This is a genomic window from Tersicoccus solisilvae, from assembly GCF_014643255.1.
Taxonomy (GTDB): domain Bacteria; phylum Actinomycetota; class Actinomycetes; order Actinomycetales; family Micrococcaceae; genus Tersicoccus; species Tersicoccus solisilvae.
The window spans coordinates 1-16,557 of record NZ_BMJI01000020.1 but is presented as its reverse complement, the minus strand read 5'-3'; the positions used below and the strand labels follow the sequence as shown (position 1 = coordinate 16,557).

16 protein-coding genes are annotated in these 16,557 nt (G+C 70.9%); 15 read left to right on the top strand and 1 reads right to left on the bottom strand.

All coding sequences use genetic code 11. The features are described 5' to 3' along the window. Nucleotides 1–124 precede the first annotated feature (124 nt). The 5 genes from IEX22_RS12950 to IEX22_RS12930 all read left to right on the top strand — a co-directional run bounded on the left by IEX22_RS12950 (nucleotide 125) and on the right by IEX22_RS12930 (nucleotide 7,176). Entirely contained in the window at nucleotides 125–343 is a 219-nt protein-coding gene (locus IEX22_RS12950) for a heavy-metal-associated domain-containing protein (RefSeq protein WP_188668836.1), read from the top strand. Beyond that, the gene (locus tag IEX22_RS12945; protein ID WP_268236883.1) at nucleotides 340–2,595 is read left to right on the top strand and encodes a heavy metal translocating P-type ATPase; all 2,256 of its coding nucleotides are present in this window, start codon (nucleotides 340–342) and stop codon (nucleotides 2,593–2,595) included. Before IEX22_RS12950 ends, IEX22_RS12945 begins: the two co-directional genes overlap by 4 nt. A 56-nt stretch (nucleotides 2,596–2,651) precedes the next feature. After that, nucleotides 2,652–4,769, top strand: coding sequence for a heavy metal translocating P-type ATPase (locus tag IEX22_RS12940; protein ID WP_188668835.1), 2,118 nt, complete (start codon nucleotides 2,652–2,654; stop codon nucleotides 4,767–4,769). Nucleotides 4,770–4,784: 15 nt separating this feature from the next. Next, nucleotides 4,785–5,096, top strand: coding sequence for a metal-sensitive transcriptional regulator (locus tag IEX22_RS12935; RefSeq protein ID WP_188668834.1), 312 nt, complete (start codon nucleotides 4,785–4,787; stop codon nucleotides 5,094–5,096). A 745-nt stretch (nucleotides 5,097–5,841) separates the two neighbouring features. Beyond that, nucleotides 5,842–7,176, top strand: coding sequence for a ParB/RepB/Spo0J family partition protein (locus IEX22_RS12930; protein ID WP_188668833.1), 1,335 nt, complete (start codon nucleotides 5,842–5,844; stop codon nucleotides 7,174–7,176). Nucleotides 7,177–7,259: 83 nt separating this feature from the next. Here IEX22_RS12930 and IEX22_RS12925 read toward each other — a convergent pair whose 3' ends face one another. Continuing rightward, nucleotides 7,260–7,685, bottom strand: a complete 426-nt coding sequence (locus IEX22_RS12925) for a hypothetical protein (protein WP_188668832.1) — start codon at nucleotides 7,683–7,685, stop codon at nucleotides 7,260–7,262. Between the two features lie 827 nt (nucleotides 7,686–8,512). Here IEX22_RS12925 and IEX22_RS12920 point away from each other — a divergent pair. From IEX22_RS12920 to IEX22_RS12875, 10 genes are all read left to right on the top strand, one after another. After that, nucleotides 8,513–9,385, top strand: a complete 873-nt coding sequence (locus IEX22_RS12920; RefSeq protein WP_306464458.1) for a flagellin N-terminal helical domain-containing protein — start codon at nucleotides 8,513–8,515, stop codon at nucleotides 9,383–9,385. 140 nt (nucleotides 9,386–9,525) lie between these two features. After that, a complete protein-coding gene (gene fliD, locus IEX22_RS12915; RefSeq protein WP_188668831.1) occupies nucleotides 9,526–10,929 on the top strand; it encodes a flagellar filament capping protein FliD in 1,404 nt (467 codons plus the stop codon). A 122-nt stretch (nucleotides 10,930–11,051) separates the two neighbouring features. After that, nucleotides 11,052–11,486, top strand: coding sequence for a flagellar export chaperone FliS (gene fliS, locus IEX22_RS12910; RefSeq protein WP_188668830.1), 435 nt, complete (start codon nucleotides 11,052–11,054; stop codon nucleotides 11,484–11,486). After that, nucleotides 11,479–11,931: a hypothetical protein gene (locus IEX22_RS12905; protein ID WP_188668829.1), complete on the top strand. Its 453-nt coding sequence runs from the start codon at nucleotides 11,479–11,481 to the stop codon at nucleotides 11,929–11,931. The genes fliS and IEX22_RS12905 overlap by 8 nt, the downstream gene beginning before the upstream one ends. Nucleotides 11,932–12,106: 175 nt before the next feature. After that, a complete protein-coding gene (locus tag IEX22_RS12900; RefSeq protein WP_188668828.1) occupies nucleotides 12,107–12,448 on the top strand; it encodes a flagellar basal body rod protein FlgB in 342 nt (113 codons plus the stop codon). Next, a complete protein-coding gene (locus IEX22_RS12895; protein WP_188668827.1) occupies nucleotides 12,448–12,843 on the top strand; it encodes a flagellar basal body rod protein FlgC in 396 nt (131 codons plus the stop codon). Before IEX22_RS12900 ends, IEX22_RS12895 begins: the two co-directional genes overlap by 1 nt. After that, entirely contained in the window at nucleotides 12,840–13,136 is a 297-nt protein-coding gene (fliE, locus tag IEX22_RS12890) for a flagellar hook-basal body complex protein FliE (RefSeq protein ID WP_188668826.1), read from the top strand. Before IEX22_RS12895 ends, fliE begins: the two co-directional genes overlap by 4 nt. Next, a complete protein-coding gene (gene fliF / locus IEX22_RS12885) occupies nucleotides 13,136–14,788 on the top strand; it encodes a flagellar basal-body MS-ring/collar protein FliF (protein WP_188668825.1) in 1,653 nt (550 codons plus the stop codon). The genes fliE and fliF overlap by 1 nt, the downstream gene beginning before the upstream one ends. Continuing rightward, on the top strand, nucleotides 14,785–15,810 hold the full coding sequence (fliG, locus tag IEX22_RS12880) for a flagellar motor switch protein FliG (protein WP_268236882.1): 1,026 nt from the start codon (nucleotides 14,785–14,787) through the stop codon (nucleotides 15,808–15,810). The genes fliF and fliG overlap by 4 nt, the downstream gene beginning before the upstream one ends. Then, nucleotides 15,800–16,468 (top strand): FliH/SctL family protein, encoded by a 669-nt coding sequence (locus IEX22_RS12875; protein WP_188668824.1) that lies wholly within the window; start codon nucleotides 15,800–15,802, stop codon nucleotides 16,466–16,468. Before fliG ends, IEX22_RS12875 begins: the two co-directional genes overlap by 11 nt. The last annotated feature ends 89 nt before the right edge of the window (nucleotides 16,469–16,557 follow it).

Below are 16,557 nucleotides of genomic sequence, written 5' to 3'. Positions count from 1 at the left end.
ATCCAGCCGAAGAGGGCAGCAGCGGCCTGACGGGCCAGTCTGCGGTCGACGTCGGGCTTGCGGAACATTTCCCATCGAAGCATCATTACCTATACCTAGTAGGGGTATAACGCGAGGAGCAGCAATGACTAGCATTGAGAACGAGTACCAGGTGACCGGCATGACCTGCGGGCACTGTGAGGCAGCGGTCCGGCAGGAGGTCGATCAGATCCCCGGGGTCGAGAGCATTCGAGTCAGCGCCCAGGCCGGAACCCTGATCGTCAACAGCTCCACCGAGATCGACGACGCCCAGGTGGTCGCGGCCGTCGAGGAGGCGGGATACACGGCACAGAGGGTACGGTGAGCGCTGCGCCCTTCCTGAAGGGCTCAGTCGGTATCGAGCTGCAGATCGGCGGCATGACCTGCGCGTCCTGCGCCATGCGGGTCGAGAAGAAGCTGAACCGGCTCGACGGGGTCACGGCGACGGTGAACTACGCCACGGAGAAGGCGAGGGTGACCGTCCCGCACGGGTATGACCCGGCGGCACTGGTCGCCGAGGTGGAAAAGACCGGATACACCGCTGCCTTACCTACACCGCCCATCAACTCCACACCGGTCTCCGATGGAGACATCGACCCGGAACTGACCGCGCTGCGGCAGCGGCTGGTGGGCGCTGTCGTGCTGACCATCCCCGTGATCGCGATGGCCATGATCCCGGTCCTGCAGTTCACCTACTGGCAGTGGGCATCCCTTGCGCTGGCGTCTCCGGTCATCGTCTGGGCGGCCTGGCCCTTCCACCGCGCTGCGTGGGCCAACCTCAAGCACGGCACCGCCACCATGGACACCTTGATCTCCCTGGGCACGTCCTCGGCGTACCTGTGGTCTGTGTATGCCTTGTTCTTCGGCACGGCCGGGGTGCCCGGGATGAGGCACCCGTTCGAGCTGACGCTCGCCCCGTCCCACGGGGCGGCGAACATCTATCTCGAGGTCGGTGCGGGGGTGACCATGTTCATCCTTGCCGGCCGCTACTTCGAGAAACGGTCAAAGCGGCAGGCCGGCGCGGCGCTGCGGGCACTGCTGGACATGGGCGCCAAGCAGGTGTCCGTGCTCCGCGGCGGTGTCGAGACCCAGCTCCCCGTCGAGGATCTGCAGGCAGGGGACGAGTTCATCGTGAGGCCCGGGGAGAAGATCGCGACCGATGGGCTGGTCATCGCCGGGACCTCCGCGGTCGACGTCTCGATGCTCACCGGCGAATCGGTTCCGGTCGAGGTGGCACCGGGCGACCCGGTCACCGGCGCCACCGTCAACGCGGGCGGCCGGCTGACGGTGCGGGCAACACGGGTCGGCACCGAGACCCAGCTTGCCCAGATGGCCAGGTTGGTCGAAGAGGCGCAGACCGGCAAGGCCGAGGTACAACGACTGGCGGACAGAGTCTCTTCCGTGTTCGTCCCGGTCGTACTGGCCGTCGCCATCGTCACGCTGGCCGCTTGGCTCATCACCGGGCACCCAGCCGCCTCTGCCTTCACCGCTGCCGTCGCCGTGCTGGTGATCGCCTGTCCGTGCGCTCTGGGATTGGCGACGCCGACAGCTCTGCTCGTCGGCACCGGCCGCGGCGCTCAACTTGGGGTGCTGATCAAGGGGCCGGAAGTTCTTGAATCAACACGCAAGGTTGACACGGTTGTCCTGGACAAGACCGGCACCGTCACGGCCGGCAAGATGACCCTGACGGAGGTGGCGGTCGAGCCCGGAACCGACCCGGGGAAGCTGCTGCGACTCGTGGGGGCTCTCGAGGATGCTTCCGAGCACCCGATCGCACGAGCGATCGCCGAGGCAGCGGCCCGGGCCGGGTGCCCCCTACCCGCCGTCACGGAGTTCGTAAACGTGCCGGGCAGGGGAGTGCAGGGTGTGGTCGAAGGCCACGCCGTGCTGGCCGGCCGCGACTCATTGCTCGCCGAACGGGCTCAACGCCTCAGCGTTGAGCTGGCGGCCGCCAAGCGACGGGCGGAGCAGGAGGGCAAGACCGTGATCGCAGTAGGCTGGGACGGCCAGGCCCGCGGACTCGTCGTGGTGACCGATACCGTCAAGCCCACCAGCGCCGACGCCGTCGCTCGGCTCAAGCGACTTGGGCTGACACCGGTCTTGCTGACCGGCGACAACGACGCCGTCGCCCGGCGGATCGCCCACGAAGTCGGTATCGATCAGGTGATCGCCGAGGTCCTCCCGCAGGACAAGGCGGACGTGATCGCCGGCATCCAGGCACAAGGCAAGGTCGTGGCGATGATCGGGGACGGCGTGAACGACGCGCCCGCCCTGGCCCGGGCCGACCTTGGCCTGGCGATGGGCACCGGCACCGACGCGGCGATCGAAGCGGCCGACATCACCCTCGTCCGTGGCGACCTGCGCAGCGCCGTTGATGCAATCCGCCTTTCCCGAAGGACTCTGGGCACCATCAAGTCCAACCTGTTCTGGGCCTTCGCCTACAACGTCGCGGCGATCCCGGTGGCCGCGCTCGGGCTGCTCAACCCCATGCTCGCTGGGGCAGCCATGGCCCTGTCCAGCGTGTTCGTGGTCGGCAACAGCCTCCGACTGCGGACCTTCACCAGCACGACCACCTGACGGGCGCTGAAACCTGACGCAGCACGAAACGCATCACGGAACAGAGGGAGAGATCCATGACCAGTTCCCACCCGACCCGCCACCACGCGGCCGCCCACGACCCTGCCGACGAGGTGGCGGCCTCCGCAGTCACCGCCGAGCACGGGCAGGCCGTCCCCCGCGGCGAGCACCAGCGGAACGGCGGGGGACACGGCGGCCACGGTGACCACGTGGGACAGTTCCGCCGGCTCTTCTGGATCAACCTGGTCCTCGCCGTACCCGTTGTCGCTCTCTCACCCATGTTCGCCATGCTCCTGGGCTACCGGGTGCCCCCGGCGCTGACCCTGGTGGCTCCCTTGGTGGGCACCGTCATGTATGCCTGGGGCGGCCGGCCCTTCCTCACCGGGGCCGTCAGTGAACTGAAAGCGCGTCAACCCGGCATGATGCTGCTGATCGGCCTGGCGATCACCGTGGCGTTCGTCGCCTCCTGGGGGGCCACCCTGGGGTTGTTGGACCACGAGCTCGAGTTCTGGTGGGAACTGGCCCTGCTGATCGTCATCATGCTGCTGGGTCACTGGGTCGAGATGCGCTCCCTCGCCCAGACAACCTCGGCCCTGGACTCCTTAGCCGCTCTGTTGCCCGACGAAGCGGAACGGGTTGAGGGTGACCAGATCGTCTCTGTCGCCCCGAGCGACCTGAAGGTCGGGGACACCGTCATCGTCCGTCCCGGCGGGAACGTACCCGCCGACGGGCGGATCATCGACGGCACCGCAGCCATGGACGAGTCCATGGTCACCGGTGAGTCCCGGCCCGTGGCGCGCGGGGTCGGTGACACCGTGACCGCCGGCACCGTCGCCACCGACTCCGGCCTCCGGGTGACCGTCACCGCCACCGGCGATGACACCGCCCTCGCCGGGATTCAACGCCTCGTCACCGAGGCCCAGAACTCCTCCTCGCGGGCCCAACGGATCGCTGACCGGGCCGCGGCCCTCCTGTTCTGGTTCGCGCTCACCGCCGCCGCGATCACCGCCTTGGTGTGGAGCCTGACCGGGAACGTGGACGAGGCCGTGGTGCGCACCATCACCGTCCTGGTGATCGCCTGTCCCCACGCCCTTGGCCTGGCCATCCCCTTGGTCGTCTCGATCGCGACCGAGCGGGCCGCCCGCGGCGGGGTCCTGGTCAAGGACCGGCTCGCCCTGGAAAGCATGCGCACCGTCGACGCCATTCTGTTCGACAAGACCGGCACCCTGACCAAGGGCGAGCCCACCGTCACCGCCGTACAGCCCGTCCACGGCCGCGACGACTCGGACGTGCTGGTACTGGCCGCCGGCGCCGAATCGGACAGTGAGCACCCACTGGCCAAGGCCATCGTCCGGTCAGCCCACGAACAAGGCTTGACCGTTCCCAGTGCATCCGGTTTCTCCTCTTCACCCGCCGTCGGAGTCACTGCCACCGTCAACGGCCAGCAGATCCGCGTGGGTGGACCGAAGCTGCTCGACGAGGTCGGTGCACACGAGATCGACCAGGCCGACCAGTGGCGTTCCGAGGGGGCGATCATCCTTCACGTCGTCCAAGACGGCACCGTCATCGCCGGGCTCAAACTCGCCGACGAAATCCGCCCCGAATCCGGCACCGCGGTCGACGCCCTGCACCGCAGCGGGGTCGAGGTGGTCATGATCACCGGTGACGCCCAAGCCGTCGCCGACGCCGTCGCATCCGAACTCGGCATCGACCGAGTATTCGCCGGCGTCCGACCCGAGGACAAGGCCGCCAAGGTCGAACAACTGCAAAGTGAAGGCAAGAAGGTCGCCATGGTCGGGGACGGCGTCAATGATGCCCCCGCCCTGGCCCAGGCGGACGTCGGTATCGCCATCGGCGCCGGAACCGACGTGGCCATCGCCTCAGCCGGCGTGATCCTCGCTAGCTCCGACCCACGGTCCGTGCTCTCCGTCATCGAACTCTCCCGGGCCGCGTACCGGAAGATGAAGCAGAATCTGTGGTGGGCGGCCGGCTACAACCTCATCTCCGTGCCCTTGGCCGCCGGCGTCCTCGCGCCCGTCGGATTCGTTCTGCCGATGTCCGTTGGTGCCATCCTGATGTCCTTGTCCACAGTCGTCGTCGCTCTCAACGCCCAACTGCTGCGCCGCATCGACCTCACCCCTGAAGCGAGTACCCGATCCGTCCTGGAACGGTAGAACGGAAACACCGGCATGACTGCTCCCTCCGAGACCCACGACCGAGCCCACGGGTACATCACCGACAAAGAGAGGTACCTCCAGCGTCTGCGCCGCATCGAAGGTCAGGCGCGGGGCATCTCCAAGATGGTCGATGAGGAGAAATACTGCATCGACATCCTCACGCAGATCAGCGCACTGACCAGCGCCCTGCAGGCTGTCGCCGTGGGCCTGCTCGACGACCACCTCAAGCACTGCGTCATGGACGCCGCACGTGAAGGTGGCCCTACCGCGGACGCGAAAATCAAGGAAGCCAGCGACGCCATCGCCCGCCTGGTTCGTTCCTAGACCGGGGTTCAGTGTGTCGGCACCCGGTGCCGGCACACTGCCGCCCGATCCTCCAACCCCGACGAGAACCGGGCGGTGAGGACGGAAACCGTGGCTCTCTCCACACACGGAGCTCGGCATCCCCGCCAACACACAGTCGCCTCACCATGGTCGCCGAACCGCTGCCCGCCGTCGATCGGCAGCGGTTGCCCCTAAACCTGCCGCCCGCGCCTCCGCCAGGTATGCCGGCCTGACGGCCGGCATACCGCGTGATCGAGCCCACAGGCGCGGCCAAGCGCAAAGTCTTTCACGTCGCCATCTCACGAATCGTCCGGCCCCACCGTTGTGCGGTGTCCGCGTCCAACACGTACCTGGGTCCACACAACGGCAGGGGGCCGGACGTCACACGATCCGGATATTGACCTCGCTGCGCTCGGACTGGGGAGCCAGCCGTCCGGGTCTCCGCAAGCTCCGCCCCGGCCGTCTGGCTCTTCTTGTTGTGTGCCTGCTGTCCTGCGGATTTTCGCGGCCGCTCCACCCCGGTCAAGCCCCTCCGCTGGCGCTCCGGGGCCGGCTCCTGCCGAGATTCTGCCGGCGCGCTCCTTCGTCGCTCACATCGCCGGCAGATTCTCTCCACCCGCGCCCTTCGGGTGGACCGGGGCTCCGTCGGCCGCCGCTCGGCAAGCTCGCCAGCAGGCACACAACGACGGGGGAGAGGGACGGGCGCTGGTCTAGTCCCAGCCCCCACTCGCCAAAGGAGCACGACATGTCCGAGAACACCACCACCCAGAGCAACACCACCCCCACGCTCGTCGAGTTGGACCCGACCACGCTGACCGTCGACACCAACGTCCGCGCCGACGCGGGGCTGACGCCCGCGTTCGTCGCCTCCGTCAAGGAGCACGGCGTGCTCGTGCCCGTGGTCGCCCACCGGGCCGAGGACGGGACCGTGAAGGTGCTGATGGGCCAGCGGCGCACCCTCGCCGCCGTCGAGGCCGGACAGCCCACCATCCCCGTGCATCTGGTCGCCACCCCCGAAGAGGCGGACTGGCTGGCCCGGCAGGTCGTGGAGAACGACCAGCGGACCGGGCTGACCGAGACGGATCGGGCCGAGGCGATCCACCAGCTGAGCCTGCTCGGGGTGTCCCCGATCCGGATCGCCAAGCGCGTCGGTGTCGACAAGGCCACCGTGGAGACGACGCTGGCGGTGAAGGCCAACGCAACCGCCACGGAGGCGCTGAGCGTGGGCCTGACCGTCGATCAAGCCCTCGTCCTCGCCGAGTTCGACGGCGACGACGAGGCACAGGAGCAGCTGACCGCCGTCGCCCTCCGGTCCCCGGACTCGCTGGCGCACGAAGCGTCCCGGTTGAAGAAGTCCCGTGAGCGGGCTGACGTGATCGCGGCCGCGCAGGCCGCCGCCACGGAGCGGGGTCTGACGATCCTGGACCGCAACCCCGACGCCTACGGCTACGAGGGGGACGCGGTCCCGGTGGCCGAGCTGGCCAAGCCGTCCCCGACCGGTCCGGTGGCACTGACCGAGGACGACGCGAACGCCGTCTACGTCGGCGCGGGCTGGTCCGGGGAGGTCGTGCACTCCTACGCGGTGCTGGACTGGAAGGCCTGCGGCTACAGCCGCCGCCGCACCAGCGGCGACTACGGGGCCGCCGGTGGCGGGATGACCGAGGAGCAGAAGGCCGAACGCCGGGCCGTGGTGGAGAACAACCGGGCGATGGAAGCGGCCCAGGTGGTCCGCCGCGAGTTCGTGGCCACCTTGCTCTCCCGCAAGACCCCGCCCAAGGACGCGGCCCGGTTCATCGCCGCCCGCATCACCGGGCACGCCTACCAGGTCGGCCACAACATCATCGAGTCGATCCGGGTGGCCAAGGGCGAAGACGGCCCCGCGTGGGCCGCGAAGCGAACCACTGACCCGACGATGGTGGCCCTCGCCGCGGTGATCGGGTGCATCGAGGCCGACATGGATCGCGGCTCGTGGCGGAACCGGCCCTCCGGGGCGGGGGAGTACCTGACCGCCCTGATCGGCTGGGGCTACACGCCCGCCGACGTGGAACGACTCATGGTTGGTGATCACCAGACGAAGTAGCCTCGCAGATGGTGAGGGGCCCGGCAGATACCCGGCCCCTCACCCCGCGGCCGAGGGGGTGCCGGACGTCGACGCGTAAAGGACTATCGCCAGCTGGTGTACTGCCAGGTCGAGCACGTAGGAGCGCACACCCGGTATTGCAGGCGCCAGGTTGCAACGTCGGGGGTTGCGGCACTGGCGTAAACGGACTTCGTCGTCCCGGTGCTGTCGATCACCTTTACTTTCGATGTCTGCACCATGCCTGACTTGAGGATCCACTGGTACCGGACTTGCAACTCCACCGGCCGACCGTTGCCGGCCGTGTCCGTGAGCCTTCCGGAGATCGACCATGAGTCGTTTCCGTAGTAGTACTCCTGGTGGTAGATGGTTCCACGGAAATAGCCGCCGTCTGTGGTCGCGCTGGCGGTCGTAGCTGCCTGGGCTGGGGTCGCGCCCATGGCGGTGATTCCGAGGCCGAGGATGAGTGTTGCCGCTACGGCGCGTAGGCGCCGACCTGTCAGAGTGATCATGCTCACGAAAATACCCAACGAGGTGCTGCCGACGTCGGGTTTGCCGCCACCACGCGTGGAATCAGTCGCTCGGCCGGGTCCACCATCGCAGGCGTGCCTGCCCCGGCGAGGGGCGTGCAGGGACAGGGCCCGGTCCTCGCACGCTCGGACCGGGAAGCGGTCGTCGCTCCACTCGGGCTGATGAGCAACCGCCGCCGGCCTCCGCAAGCTCCGGACCGTCGTCCGTGCCCCCCTTGTTTTTCCGGCTGTCCTTCGGATTATCGCGGTCGATCCAAGCGGTTCAAGCCCCTCCTTCGTCGGGGCCGGCTCCTCCGAGATTCTGCCGACGCGCCCCTGCGTCGCTCACATCGCCGGCAGATTCTCTCCACCCGCCGCCCTACGGGTGGACCCGCTTTCCGTCAGCCGCAGCTCGCATGCTCGCCAGCCGGACAAACAAATGGGGGAGAGGGACGCGGTTGGTCCAGTCCCAGCCCCCACTCGACAAAGGAGCACGACATGAACGAGAACCCGACGCTGCGCAACGACGTGGACGTGCTGGCGCTGATGGAGCTGACCCTCGGCAAGCGGCCCGCCGAGTCGTATCCGATGGGCACTGCATGACCCAGACGATCGGATCGACCGGACCGCTCAGGCGCGCCGAGCCGAGAGCGCGAACGCAGAGGGCATCGACCTGTTCCGCTTGTGATCCAGTGCGTCCGCACGACGGGTACGCCGGAGAAACATCCACCCCCTGCCTAACCACCGTCTCGACCGTGCCGATAGATCAGATTGCGAGCCCACGGACGGGCTCAGGCACCACCCGACCCACTCACGGAGGATGAATCACCATGGGCATGACCATCAACACCAACCTGGCCGCGAACAACGCCTACCTGAACCTGTCCCGCACACAGACGGACATGTCCAAGTCGATGGCGAAGCTCTCCAGCGGCCTGCGCATCAACACCGCGTCCGACGACGCCGCGGGCCTGGCGATCTCCGAGGGCCTGCGTTCGCAGGTCAACGGCTACAACATCGCGGCCCGCAACGCCCAGGACGGCATGAACGTGCTGCAGACCGCGGAGGGCGCGCTCACCGAGGTGCACTCCATCCTGCAGCGCGTCCGTGACCTCGCGGTCCAGGCCGGCAACGACTCCAACAACACGGATTCGCGCGCCGCCATCACCACCGAGGTCACCGGCCTGGTGGACGAGCTCAGCCGGCTCGCCGACAACACCAACTTCAACGGCATCGACCTGCTCAAGGGCGCCACGTCGGGCCCCGCCGGTGACGGCAAGCTCACCTTCCAGGTGGGCGCCGGCTCGACCGCGAACGACCAGATCGAGGTCGACCTCGGCTCGATGAGCGGCGCGGACATCAAGACCCTCGCGACCGACCTGAAAGCCGCGATCGTCACCACCGACGGGTTCGCCAGCGCCGCCACGGCCCTGACCACGATCTCCACGGTGGACACCGCGATCAAGGACGTCTCGACCGCGCGGTCCTCGCTCGGCGCCGTCGCCAACCGGTTCCAGCACGCCATCAACTCCCTGCAGGTGACCGCCCAGAACCTGTCGGCCGCCCGCTCGCACATCACGGACACCGACATGGCGGCCGAGATGGTGACCTACACCAAGGACTCCATCATCGCCCAGGCCGGTACCGCCATCCTGGCGCAGGCCAACCAGTCCGGCCAGGGCGTGCTCAAGCTCCTCGGCTGATCGACGGACCGCCCACAGGGGCGGCCCCGGTGACCCGGGACGGCGGCGGCCGGCACCACAGCGTGCCGGTCGCCGCCGCCCCCGGGCCACGCCGACCCCGCTGACCGGGGACGGCAGGACCCCTCGGCAACGGAGAACCCATGGCCTCGATCGACGGACTCGCCAGCGGACTGGACACGACGTCGCTGATCAACGCCCTGATGAAGGTCGAGCAGCTGCCCCAGCAGCAGCTGTCGGCGCGCCGGCAGACCGGCCAGACCCTCATCAGCGCCCTGCAGCAGCTGAACACCAAGGTGGCGGCCCTCGCGGACGCGGGCCGCGCCCTCGGCGGCCCGACCGCCGCGTCCTCCCTGTCCGCCACCACGTCGGCGGCGTCCGTGACGGCGACCGTCGCGAAGGGCGCCCCCGGCGGCAGCTTCGCCCTGACCATCGACCGGCTCGCGCAGAGCCAGGTCGGCGTCACCGGTCCGATGACGACGTGGCCGACCGCCGCAAACGGCAGTGCGGCGACGCTGACCCTGGTCGACGCCGCGGGCAAGCGCACCGAGGTGACGCCGGCCTCGACCGCGCTGGCCGACGTCGTGGACGCGGTCAACGCGGCCGGCGGGCCGGCCACCGCGGTGCGGGTCCGGGCGGGCACCGACGCGGACGGCACGGCGCGGTACCGGCTCCAGTTCACCGCGACCGGCTCGGGCACGGCCGGCGGTTTCACCCTCCATCGGGGCACCGCCGCCGACGTCGACGCCGGCGTCGCGACGGACCTGATGACCGAGCCCGGCGCCGCCGTCGTGACCGCCGCGCAGGACGCGTCCGCCCGGCTGTACGCGGGCACCGCGGCCGAGCAGGTGCTCACCTCGTCCACCACCACGTTCACCGGCGTGCTGCCCGGCGTCGACGTGACCGCGACGACCGTGCCGGACACCCCGGTGACCGTCACCGTCGGGCTGGACACGGACGGGATCGTCGGCCGGGCCTCCGCCCTGGTGGACGCCCTGAACGGGGTGCTCTCCTCGATCGCGTCCCAGCGCAGCGTCAGCACCAGCGCCGCCGGCGGCGTCTCCACCGTCAAGTCCGGCGTGTTCACCGCCAACTCCACCGTCACGCTGGTCAACGACCGGATCGCCGCCGCGGCCTACCAGCCGGTCGGGGGCGCCTCACCGGCCACCTGGGGCATCGAGCTGAACCGCGACGGCACCTTCACGTTCGACGAGGACACCCTGCGCGCCGCCCTGGCCACCGACCCGGCAGGCACCCAACGGGCCCTCGCCGACATCGCCGTCCGGGTCACCGCCGCGGCCAGGGATGCCTCGGCGCCGTCCTCCGGGTCCCTGTCCAGCCTGATCCAGGGCCGGCAGGCCGAGCTGACCGACCTGACGGACCGGATCGGGGACTGGGACGTGCGCCTGGCCGCCCGCCGGGAGTCCTTGCAGGCGTTGTTCAACGCCATGGAGGGGTCCCTCGGAGCCCTCCAGAGCCAGCAGTCCTGGCTCACCAGTCAGATCGCCAGCCTCCCCACCCCCACCCCGAGCTCCAGCTCCCGCTGAGCTCCCGCTCCCGCTCCCGCTTCCGCTCCCGTTTCCGCTTCCGCTCCCGCTCCCGCTCCCGCTTCCGCTCCCGTTTCCGCTTCCGCTCCCGCTCCCGCTCCCGCTAAGGACCAGTGACGTCGATGACCGCCTCCTCGCTGCAGGCCCGACAGCGCGCCCAGTACGCCCGGGACGCCGTGCTCTCCGCCAGTCCCGCCCGCCTGCTCACCCTGCTCTACGACCGGCTGCTGCTCGACCTGCGCCGGGCCGAGGCGGCCCAGCTGGAGCAGCGCTGGGCGGCCGCGTCCACCGACCTGGTGCACGCCCAGGACATCATCACCGAGCTGTCCGCCAGCCTCCGCCCCGACGTGTGGGACGGTGCCGAGAGCCTGCGCGGCATCTACACCTATGTGCACACGGCCCTGATCACCGCGAACGTGCGCCGCGACGTCGAGCGGACTCGCGAGGCCATCGCCCTGCTCGTCCCGCTGCAGCAGAGCTGGCACGCCGCCGCCGACGCGGTGCCCGCCCCGGCCGCCCCCGCTCCCGCCACCCGCGGAGGGTGGAGCGTTGGCTGAACCGGCCCCCGACCCGTACGCCTCCTTCCAGGAGCACAACACCGTCCGCTGGCTGGCGGTCCTGGACGCGCTCGAGCTCGCGCTCGACGCGGCCGACCGCCTGCTCGCGGATCCGTCAGCCGCCGGAATGGGGGGACCCGGGTCACCGGCGGCGCGGGGGGTAACGGTCGGGGGACCGCTACTCGCCGGCGCGTCGGCACCGGTGGCTGCCGGTGCCGACGTCGCCGGTCCCGGCACGCGGCGCGCCCGGTGGGTGCCGCCCCCGGGCCTCGGGCCCCTGCCCGACTACCTCGGCGGCCGGGTGCAGCGCCTCATCGTCCGGCAGCGGGCCACCGCCGCGCTGCTGGAGGCGGCCAAGGGCGCCACCGCCCGGCACCTGGCCGCCGTGCAGGCCGTCGGCTCGCGCAGCGGGTCCACCCCCGCGTACGTCGACGTGCTCGGGTGAGACGTCCCGGGCGCGGTGCCGGCGGGCCGCCGGCACGGCGCAGGATCGGTGCCCATTCCGGCGCTGACCACGGCTAACGCCTCCGCGGCGGTGGCCGATAGAGACCGGTGAGCACGGATCGCTCGCCTCCCGGCCACGGATCGGCCGTCATCGCTGCAGGACAGGCAGGACAGCCGTGCTCGATTCCGTGACGAACACCGCGCTCGCCAGCGCTCTCGACGGGCTGGCGGCGCGGCAGCGCGCCATCGCGGACAACATCGCCAACGTCAACACCCCCGGGTACCGCGCCCAGCGGGTGGCCTTCGAGGACGCCCTGGCCGCGTCCGTGCGCGGCGGCAGCGGCCAGGTGAGGCCGACGACGGCACTGTCGCTGGAGCCCACCCAGCTCAACGGCAACAACGTCAACCTGGAGACGGAGACCCTCTCCAACATCGACACCGTGCTGCGCTACCAGTTCGCCTCGTCCGCCATCGGCAACCAGTCCGCCGCGCTGCGCGCCGCCCTCAGGACCGCCTGATGACCTTCGACGCGATCGGCATCGCCGGCTCCGCCCTGACCGTGCACCGGAAGTGGCTGGACGCGATCTCCGACAACATCGCCAACGCCAACACCGTCTCCCGGACCACGGACGAGGCCTTCCGCGCCCGGTACATCGAGGCCCGGGCCGGCGAGGGCACCAGCGGCGTCTACATCAGCAGCACCCCCGAGGGAGACGCCGAGGGTCGCATCGTGCACCAGCCGGACCACCCGCTGGCCGACGCGGACGGCAACGTCAAGTACCCCGACGTGGACCTCAACGAGCAGATGACGTCCCTGATCATGGCCCAGCGCGGCTACCAGGCCAGCGCCCAGGTCGTCGACCGGGCCAAGGAGACCTACCAGGCCGCCCTGCAGATCGGGAAGAACGCATGAGCGAGCTGGCCTTGGGCGCGGTCAGCGGCGTCACCGGGACCGGGTACGTCGGGCGAGCCGCCGGCGCCGGCGACAGTGCCTTCGCGGGCACCCTCGCCGGGGTGCTCGGAGACCTGCAGGCGCAGCAGACGACGTCGAACACCCTCGCGGTGCAGGCCGTCACCGGTGACCTCACCGACATCCACCGGGCCACGCTCGCCGCCAGCCGCGCCCAGACCACCATGGAGCTCGTCGCCACCGTGCGGAACCAGGCGATCAGCGGCTTCAACGAGATGATGAGGATGCAGGCCTGATGCCCCCCGCCCTGAGCACCCTCGCCCGCCGCTTCACCGCGACCGTGGGCCGGTTCAGCGTCGCCCAGCGCACCATCGCCCTGATCGGCATCGCCGTGCTCGTGCTCGGCGGGATCGCCCTGACCAGCTGGCTGACCCGCCCCACCTACAGCCCGCTGTTCTCGGGCATGAAGGACGCCGACGCGAGCGCCGTCGTCGAGCAGCTGCGCAAGGACAACGTGCCCTACCAGCTCGCCGACGGCGGCTCCACTGTGCTCGTGCCCGAGGACAAGGTCTACGACGAGCGGCTCAAGGCCGCCGCCGCCGGCCTGCCCGCGGCCCCCGCCACCGGGTACTCGCTGCTGGACTCCATGGGCGTGACGTCCTCCGAGTTCCAGCAGAAGGTCACCTACAAGCGCGCGATCGAGGGCGAGCTCGCCGCCACCATCGGCCACCTCGACGGGGTGGAGACGGCGTCCGTCCAGCTGGCCATCCCCGACAAGACGGTGTTCACCGCCCAGGCGGCCGATCCGACGGCGTCCGTGTTCATCAAGACCCGGCCCGGCCTGGCGATCAGCACCGACCAGGTGCAGGCGATCGTCCACCTGACCAGCGCCTCCGTCGAGAAGCTGACCCCGAAGAACGTGTCCGTGGTCGACAGCACCGGTGCCGTGCTCTCCGCGGTCGGCACCGGCACCGCCGGCACCACCTCCGGCCAGGCCGCGGACTACCAGAAGCAGACCCAGGCCTCGGTGCAGGCGGTGCTCGACCGCGTCGTCGGGCCCGGCAACGCGACCGTCGCGGTCACGCCGGAGATCGACACGCAGTCCGCCGAGCAGACCACCGAGTCCTTCACCACCACCAAGGACACCCAACCGCTCAGCGAGACCACCACCACGGAGGCCTACGCGGGCAACGGCGCGAGCGGCTCCACCGGCGTGCTCGGGCCGGACAACATCGCCGTCCCGGGGGCCACCCCCACCAGTGGCGCGACGGCCGGGGCCACCGGCAACGGGAACTACACCTCCAGCGCCACCACGAGGAACAACGCGGTCAACAAGCAGACCGAGCAGCGCACCGTCCCCGCCGGTGCCCTCAAGCGGCAGTCCGTCTCGGTGGCCGTGAACCAGTCGGCGGCCGGCGGCCTCAACGTCGCCTCCCTCAACCAACTGGTCTCCGCCGCGGCGGGCATCGACACCCAGCGCGGCGACACCCTGTCCCTGCAGGTGGTGCCGTTCAGCACGAGCGCCGCCCAGCAGGCCGACGCCGCACTGAAGGCCGCCCAGGCGGAGGCCGACGCCCGCGCCAACCAGCAAATGTGGACCAACATCTTCCTCGGCATCGGCGGGTTGTTCCTGCTGCTGATCATCGTCGCCGTCCTGTGGCTGCGCTCCCGTCGCACCGCCCGCCAGCCCCTGGAACTGGGCGGGTCCCCGCTGACGCTGCAGGAGATGGTCGACGCCCCGGTGGCCGTGGAGGGCCCGGCGGTCGAGGCGATCGGCGCGGCCCCGATGACCTCCGCCATCCCCGTCGCGGCACCCCTGGAGGCCGTCGGCACCGCCGGTTCCGACATCGAACTGCGGCGCTCGCAGGTCGACGCCCTGGGCGGGACGGACCCGAAGGTCGCGGCCGACTACCTGCGCGGCATGATGGATGAACGGGTCGGGGCGTGAGCCAGCAGATCGCGCCGCCACCGCGCGTGCTCACCGGCACCCAGAAGGCCGCCGTCGTGCTGATGCAGATGAGCGCCGAGAACGCCGCCCGGGTCCTCGCCCAGTTCAGCGAGGCGGAGGCCGAGGAGATCGCGGCCGAGATCGTGCGCCTGAACCGGGTCGATGCGGAGACGGCCGAGTCCGTCATCGCCGAGTTCCACGACATCGCCCTCTCCGGCCGGCGCACCCCACTCGGCGGTCGAGGCGTGGCCGCGGACCTGCTCGAGGCGTCGTTCGGCGCCGAGCGGGCCGCCGGGGTGATGGACCGCGTCACCTTCACGGCGGCGGGCCGCTCCTTCGAGTTCCTCGAGGACATCGAGGCCGGGGACCTGGTGAACCTGCTCGACGGCGAGCTGCCGGAGACGGCGGCACTGGTGCTCGCCCACCTGGACCCGCAGCAGGGGTCCGCCGTGCTGGCGGGCCTGGACCGGTCCCGGTCGGTGGAGATCGCCCGCGCCATCGCCGTGATGGGCACCGCCACCCCCGAGGCGATCGGCGTCGTCGCCGAGACGCTGCGGGCTCGCGTCGGCACCTCCGGGGTGCCCCGCCGCGCCGCGACGGTCGGCGGCCTGCAGCCCCTGCTGAACATCATCAACCGTGCCGACGTCGCCACCGAACGGGCCGTCCTCGACGGGCTGACCGAGCGGGACCCCATGCTCGCCGAGGAGGTGCGGGCCCGGATGCTCACGTTCGAGGACCTCGTCACGTTCGAGCGCCGCGACGTGCAGCGCATCCTGCGCGGCCTGGACGCGGCCGTGCTGGCCCGGGCCATGAAGGGCGCGCCGGCGCCGGTGGTCGAGGTCGTGCTCGGCAACGTCTCGGACCGCAACCGGGAGATCCTGCAGGCGGAGTCCGCGTCCACCGGGCCCGTGCGGGCGTCCGAGGTCGAGCAGGCCCGCGCCGAGGTGGTGCGCAGCATCCGCGCGCTCGAGGCCGACGGCGAGATCACCCTGCGCCGGGGGGACGACGACTATGTCGACTGACACGCACGCCGACGCCCGGCTCCAGCCCGTCCCCGTCGTCTTCCCGCGCATCACCGCGCCCGGCGCGGACCGCACCCGGACGGAGGGCTTCACCCGTGGCCACGCCGCCGGGTACGCCGCCGGCCTGCGCAGCGCCGAGGTCGCCGCGCACCTGAGCCAGGACCGGCTCGAGGCGGAGCAGCGCGCCCGGGCGGACGCCGCCCGCGCCCGGCTCGACGCCGCCACTGCCGCCCTGCAGGCCGCCGCCGCGCAGGTGCGCGCCCGCACCGTCCCCGTCCTGGCCGAGTGGGACGCCCGGTACGTCGACGCCGTCATCGCCCCCGCCGACACCCTGCTCGGTGACCACGCGCGCCGCGACCCGTTCGCGGCCGCCCGCGCCGCCCTCGCCCGGGCGGTCGCCGCCGACGACGCCGAGGACGTGATCCGGGTGCGGCTCAACCCCGCCGACGTGGCGGTGCTGCGGGAGGCAGGAGCGGACCGGGAGCTGCTGCCCGCGGCCGCGAGGCTGATCGCCGACCCGGCGATCGCGACCGGCGATGCGCTGGCCGACTACCCGGCCGGTACCCTCGACGCCCGGCTCACCACGGCCGTCGCCCGGGTGCGCGCCGTCCTGGCCGAGGCCGAGCCGGGCGCGACCCGAGCGGAGGGAGACGCATGAGCACGGCGACCCTGCCGCTGTTCCCGGTCGGGCCGCCGTCGCCGGCGCCGCCGACCGAGCCCGCCCGGGCGGACGCCACCCGCTTCCCG

Bases quoted from the DNA above. Each gene is read 5' to 3' on its own strand.
- IEX22_RS12950 (WP_188668836.1), top strand. From the start codon at position 125: ATGACTAGCATTGAGAACGAGTACCAGGTGACCGGCATGACCTGCGGG.
- IEX22_RS12940 (WP_188668835.1), top strand. From the start codon at position 2,652: ATGACCAGTTCCCACCCGACCCGCCACCACGCGGCCGCCCACGACCCT.
- IEX22_RS12935 (WP_188668834.1), top strand. From the start codon at position 4,785: ATGACTGCTCCCTCCGAGACCCACGACCGAGCCCACGGGTACATCACC.
- IEX22_RS12930 (WP_188668833.1), top strand. From the start codon at position 5,842: ATGTCCGAGAACACCACCACCCAGAGCAACACCACCCCCACGCTCGTC.
- IEX22_RS12925 (WP_188668832.1), bottom strand. From the start codon at position 7,685: ATGATCACTCTGACAGGTCGGCGCCTACGCGCCGTAGCGGCAACACTC.
- IEX22_RS12920 (WP_306464458.1), top strand. From the start codon at position 8,513: ATGGGCATGACCATCAACACCAACCTGGCCGCGAACAACGCCTACCTG.
- fliD (WP_188668831.1), top strand. From the start codon at position 9,526: ATGGCCTCGATCGACGGACTCGCCAGCGGACTGGACACGACGTCGCTG.
- fliS (WP_188668830.1), top strand. From the start codon at position 11,052: ATGACCGCCTCCTCGCTGCAGGCCCGACAGCGCGCCCAGTACGCCCGG.
- IEX22_RS12895 (WP_188668827.1), top strand. From the start codon at position 12,448: ATGACCTTCGACGCGATCGGCATCGCCGGCTCCGCCCTGACCGTGCAC.
- fliE (WP_188668826.1), top strand. From the start codon at position 12,840: ATGAGCGAGCTGGCCTTGGGCGCGGTCAGCGGCGTCACCGGGACCGGG.
- fliF (WP_188668825.1), top strand. From the start codon at position 13,136: ATGCCCCCCGCCCTGAGCACCCTCGCCCGCCGCTTCACCGCGACCGTG.
- IEX22_RS12875 (WP_188668824.1), top strand. From the start codon at position 15,800: ATGTCGACTGACACGCACGCCGACGCCCGGCTCCAGCCCGTCCCCGTC.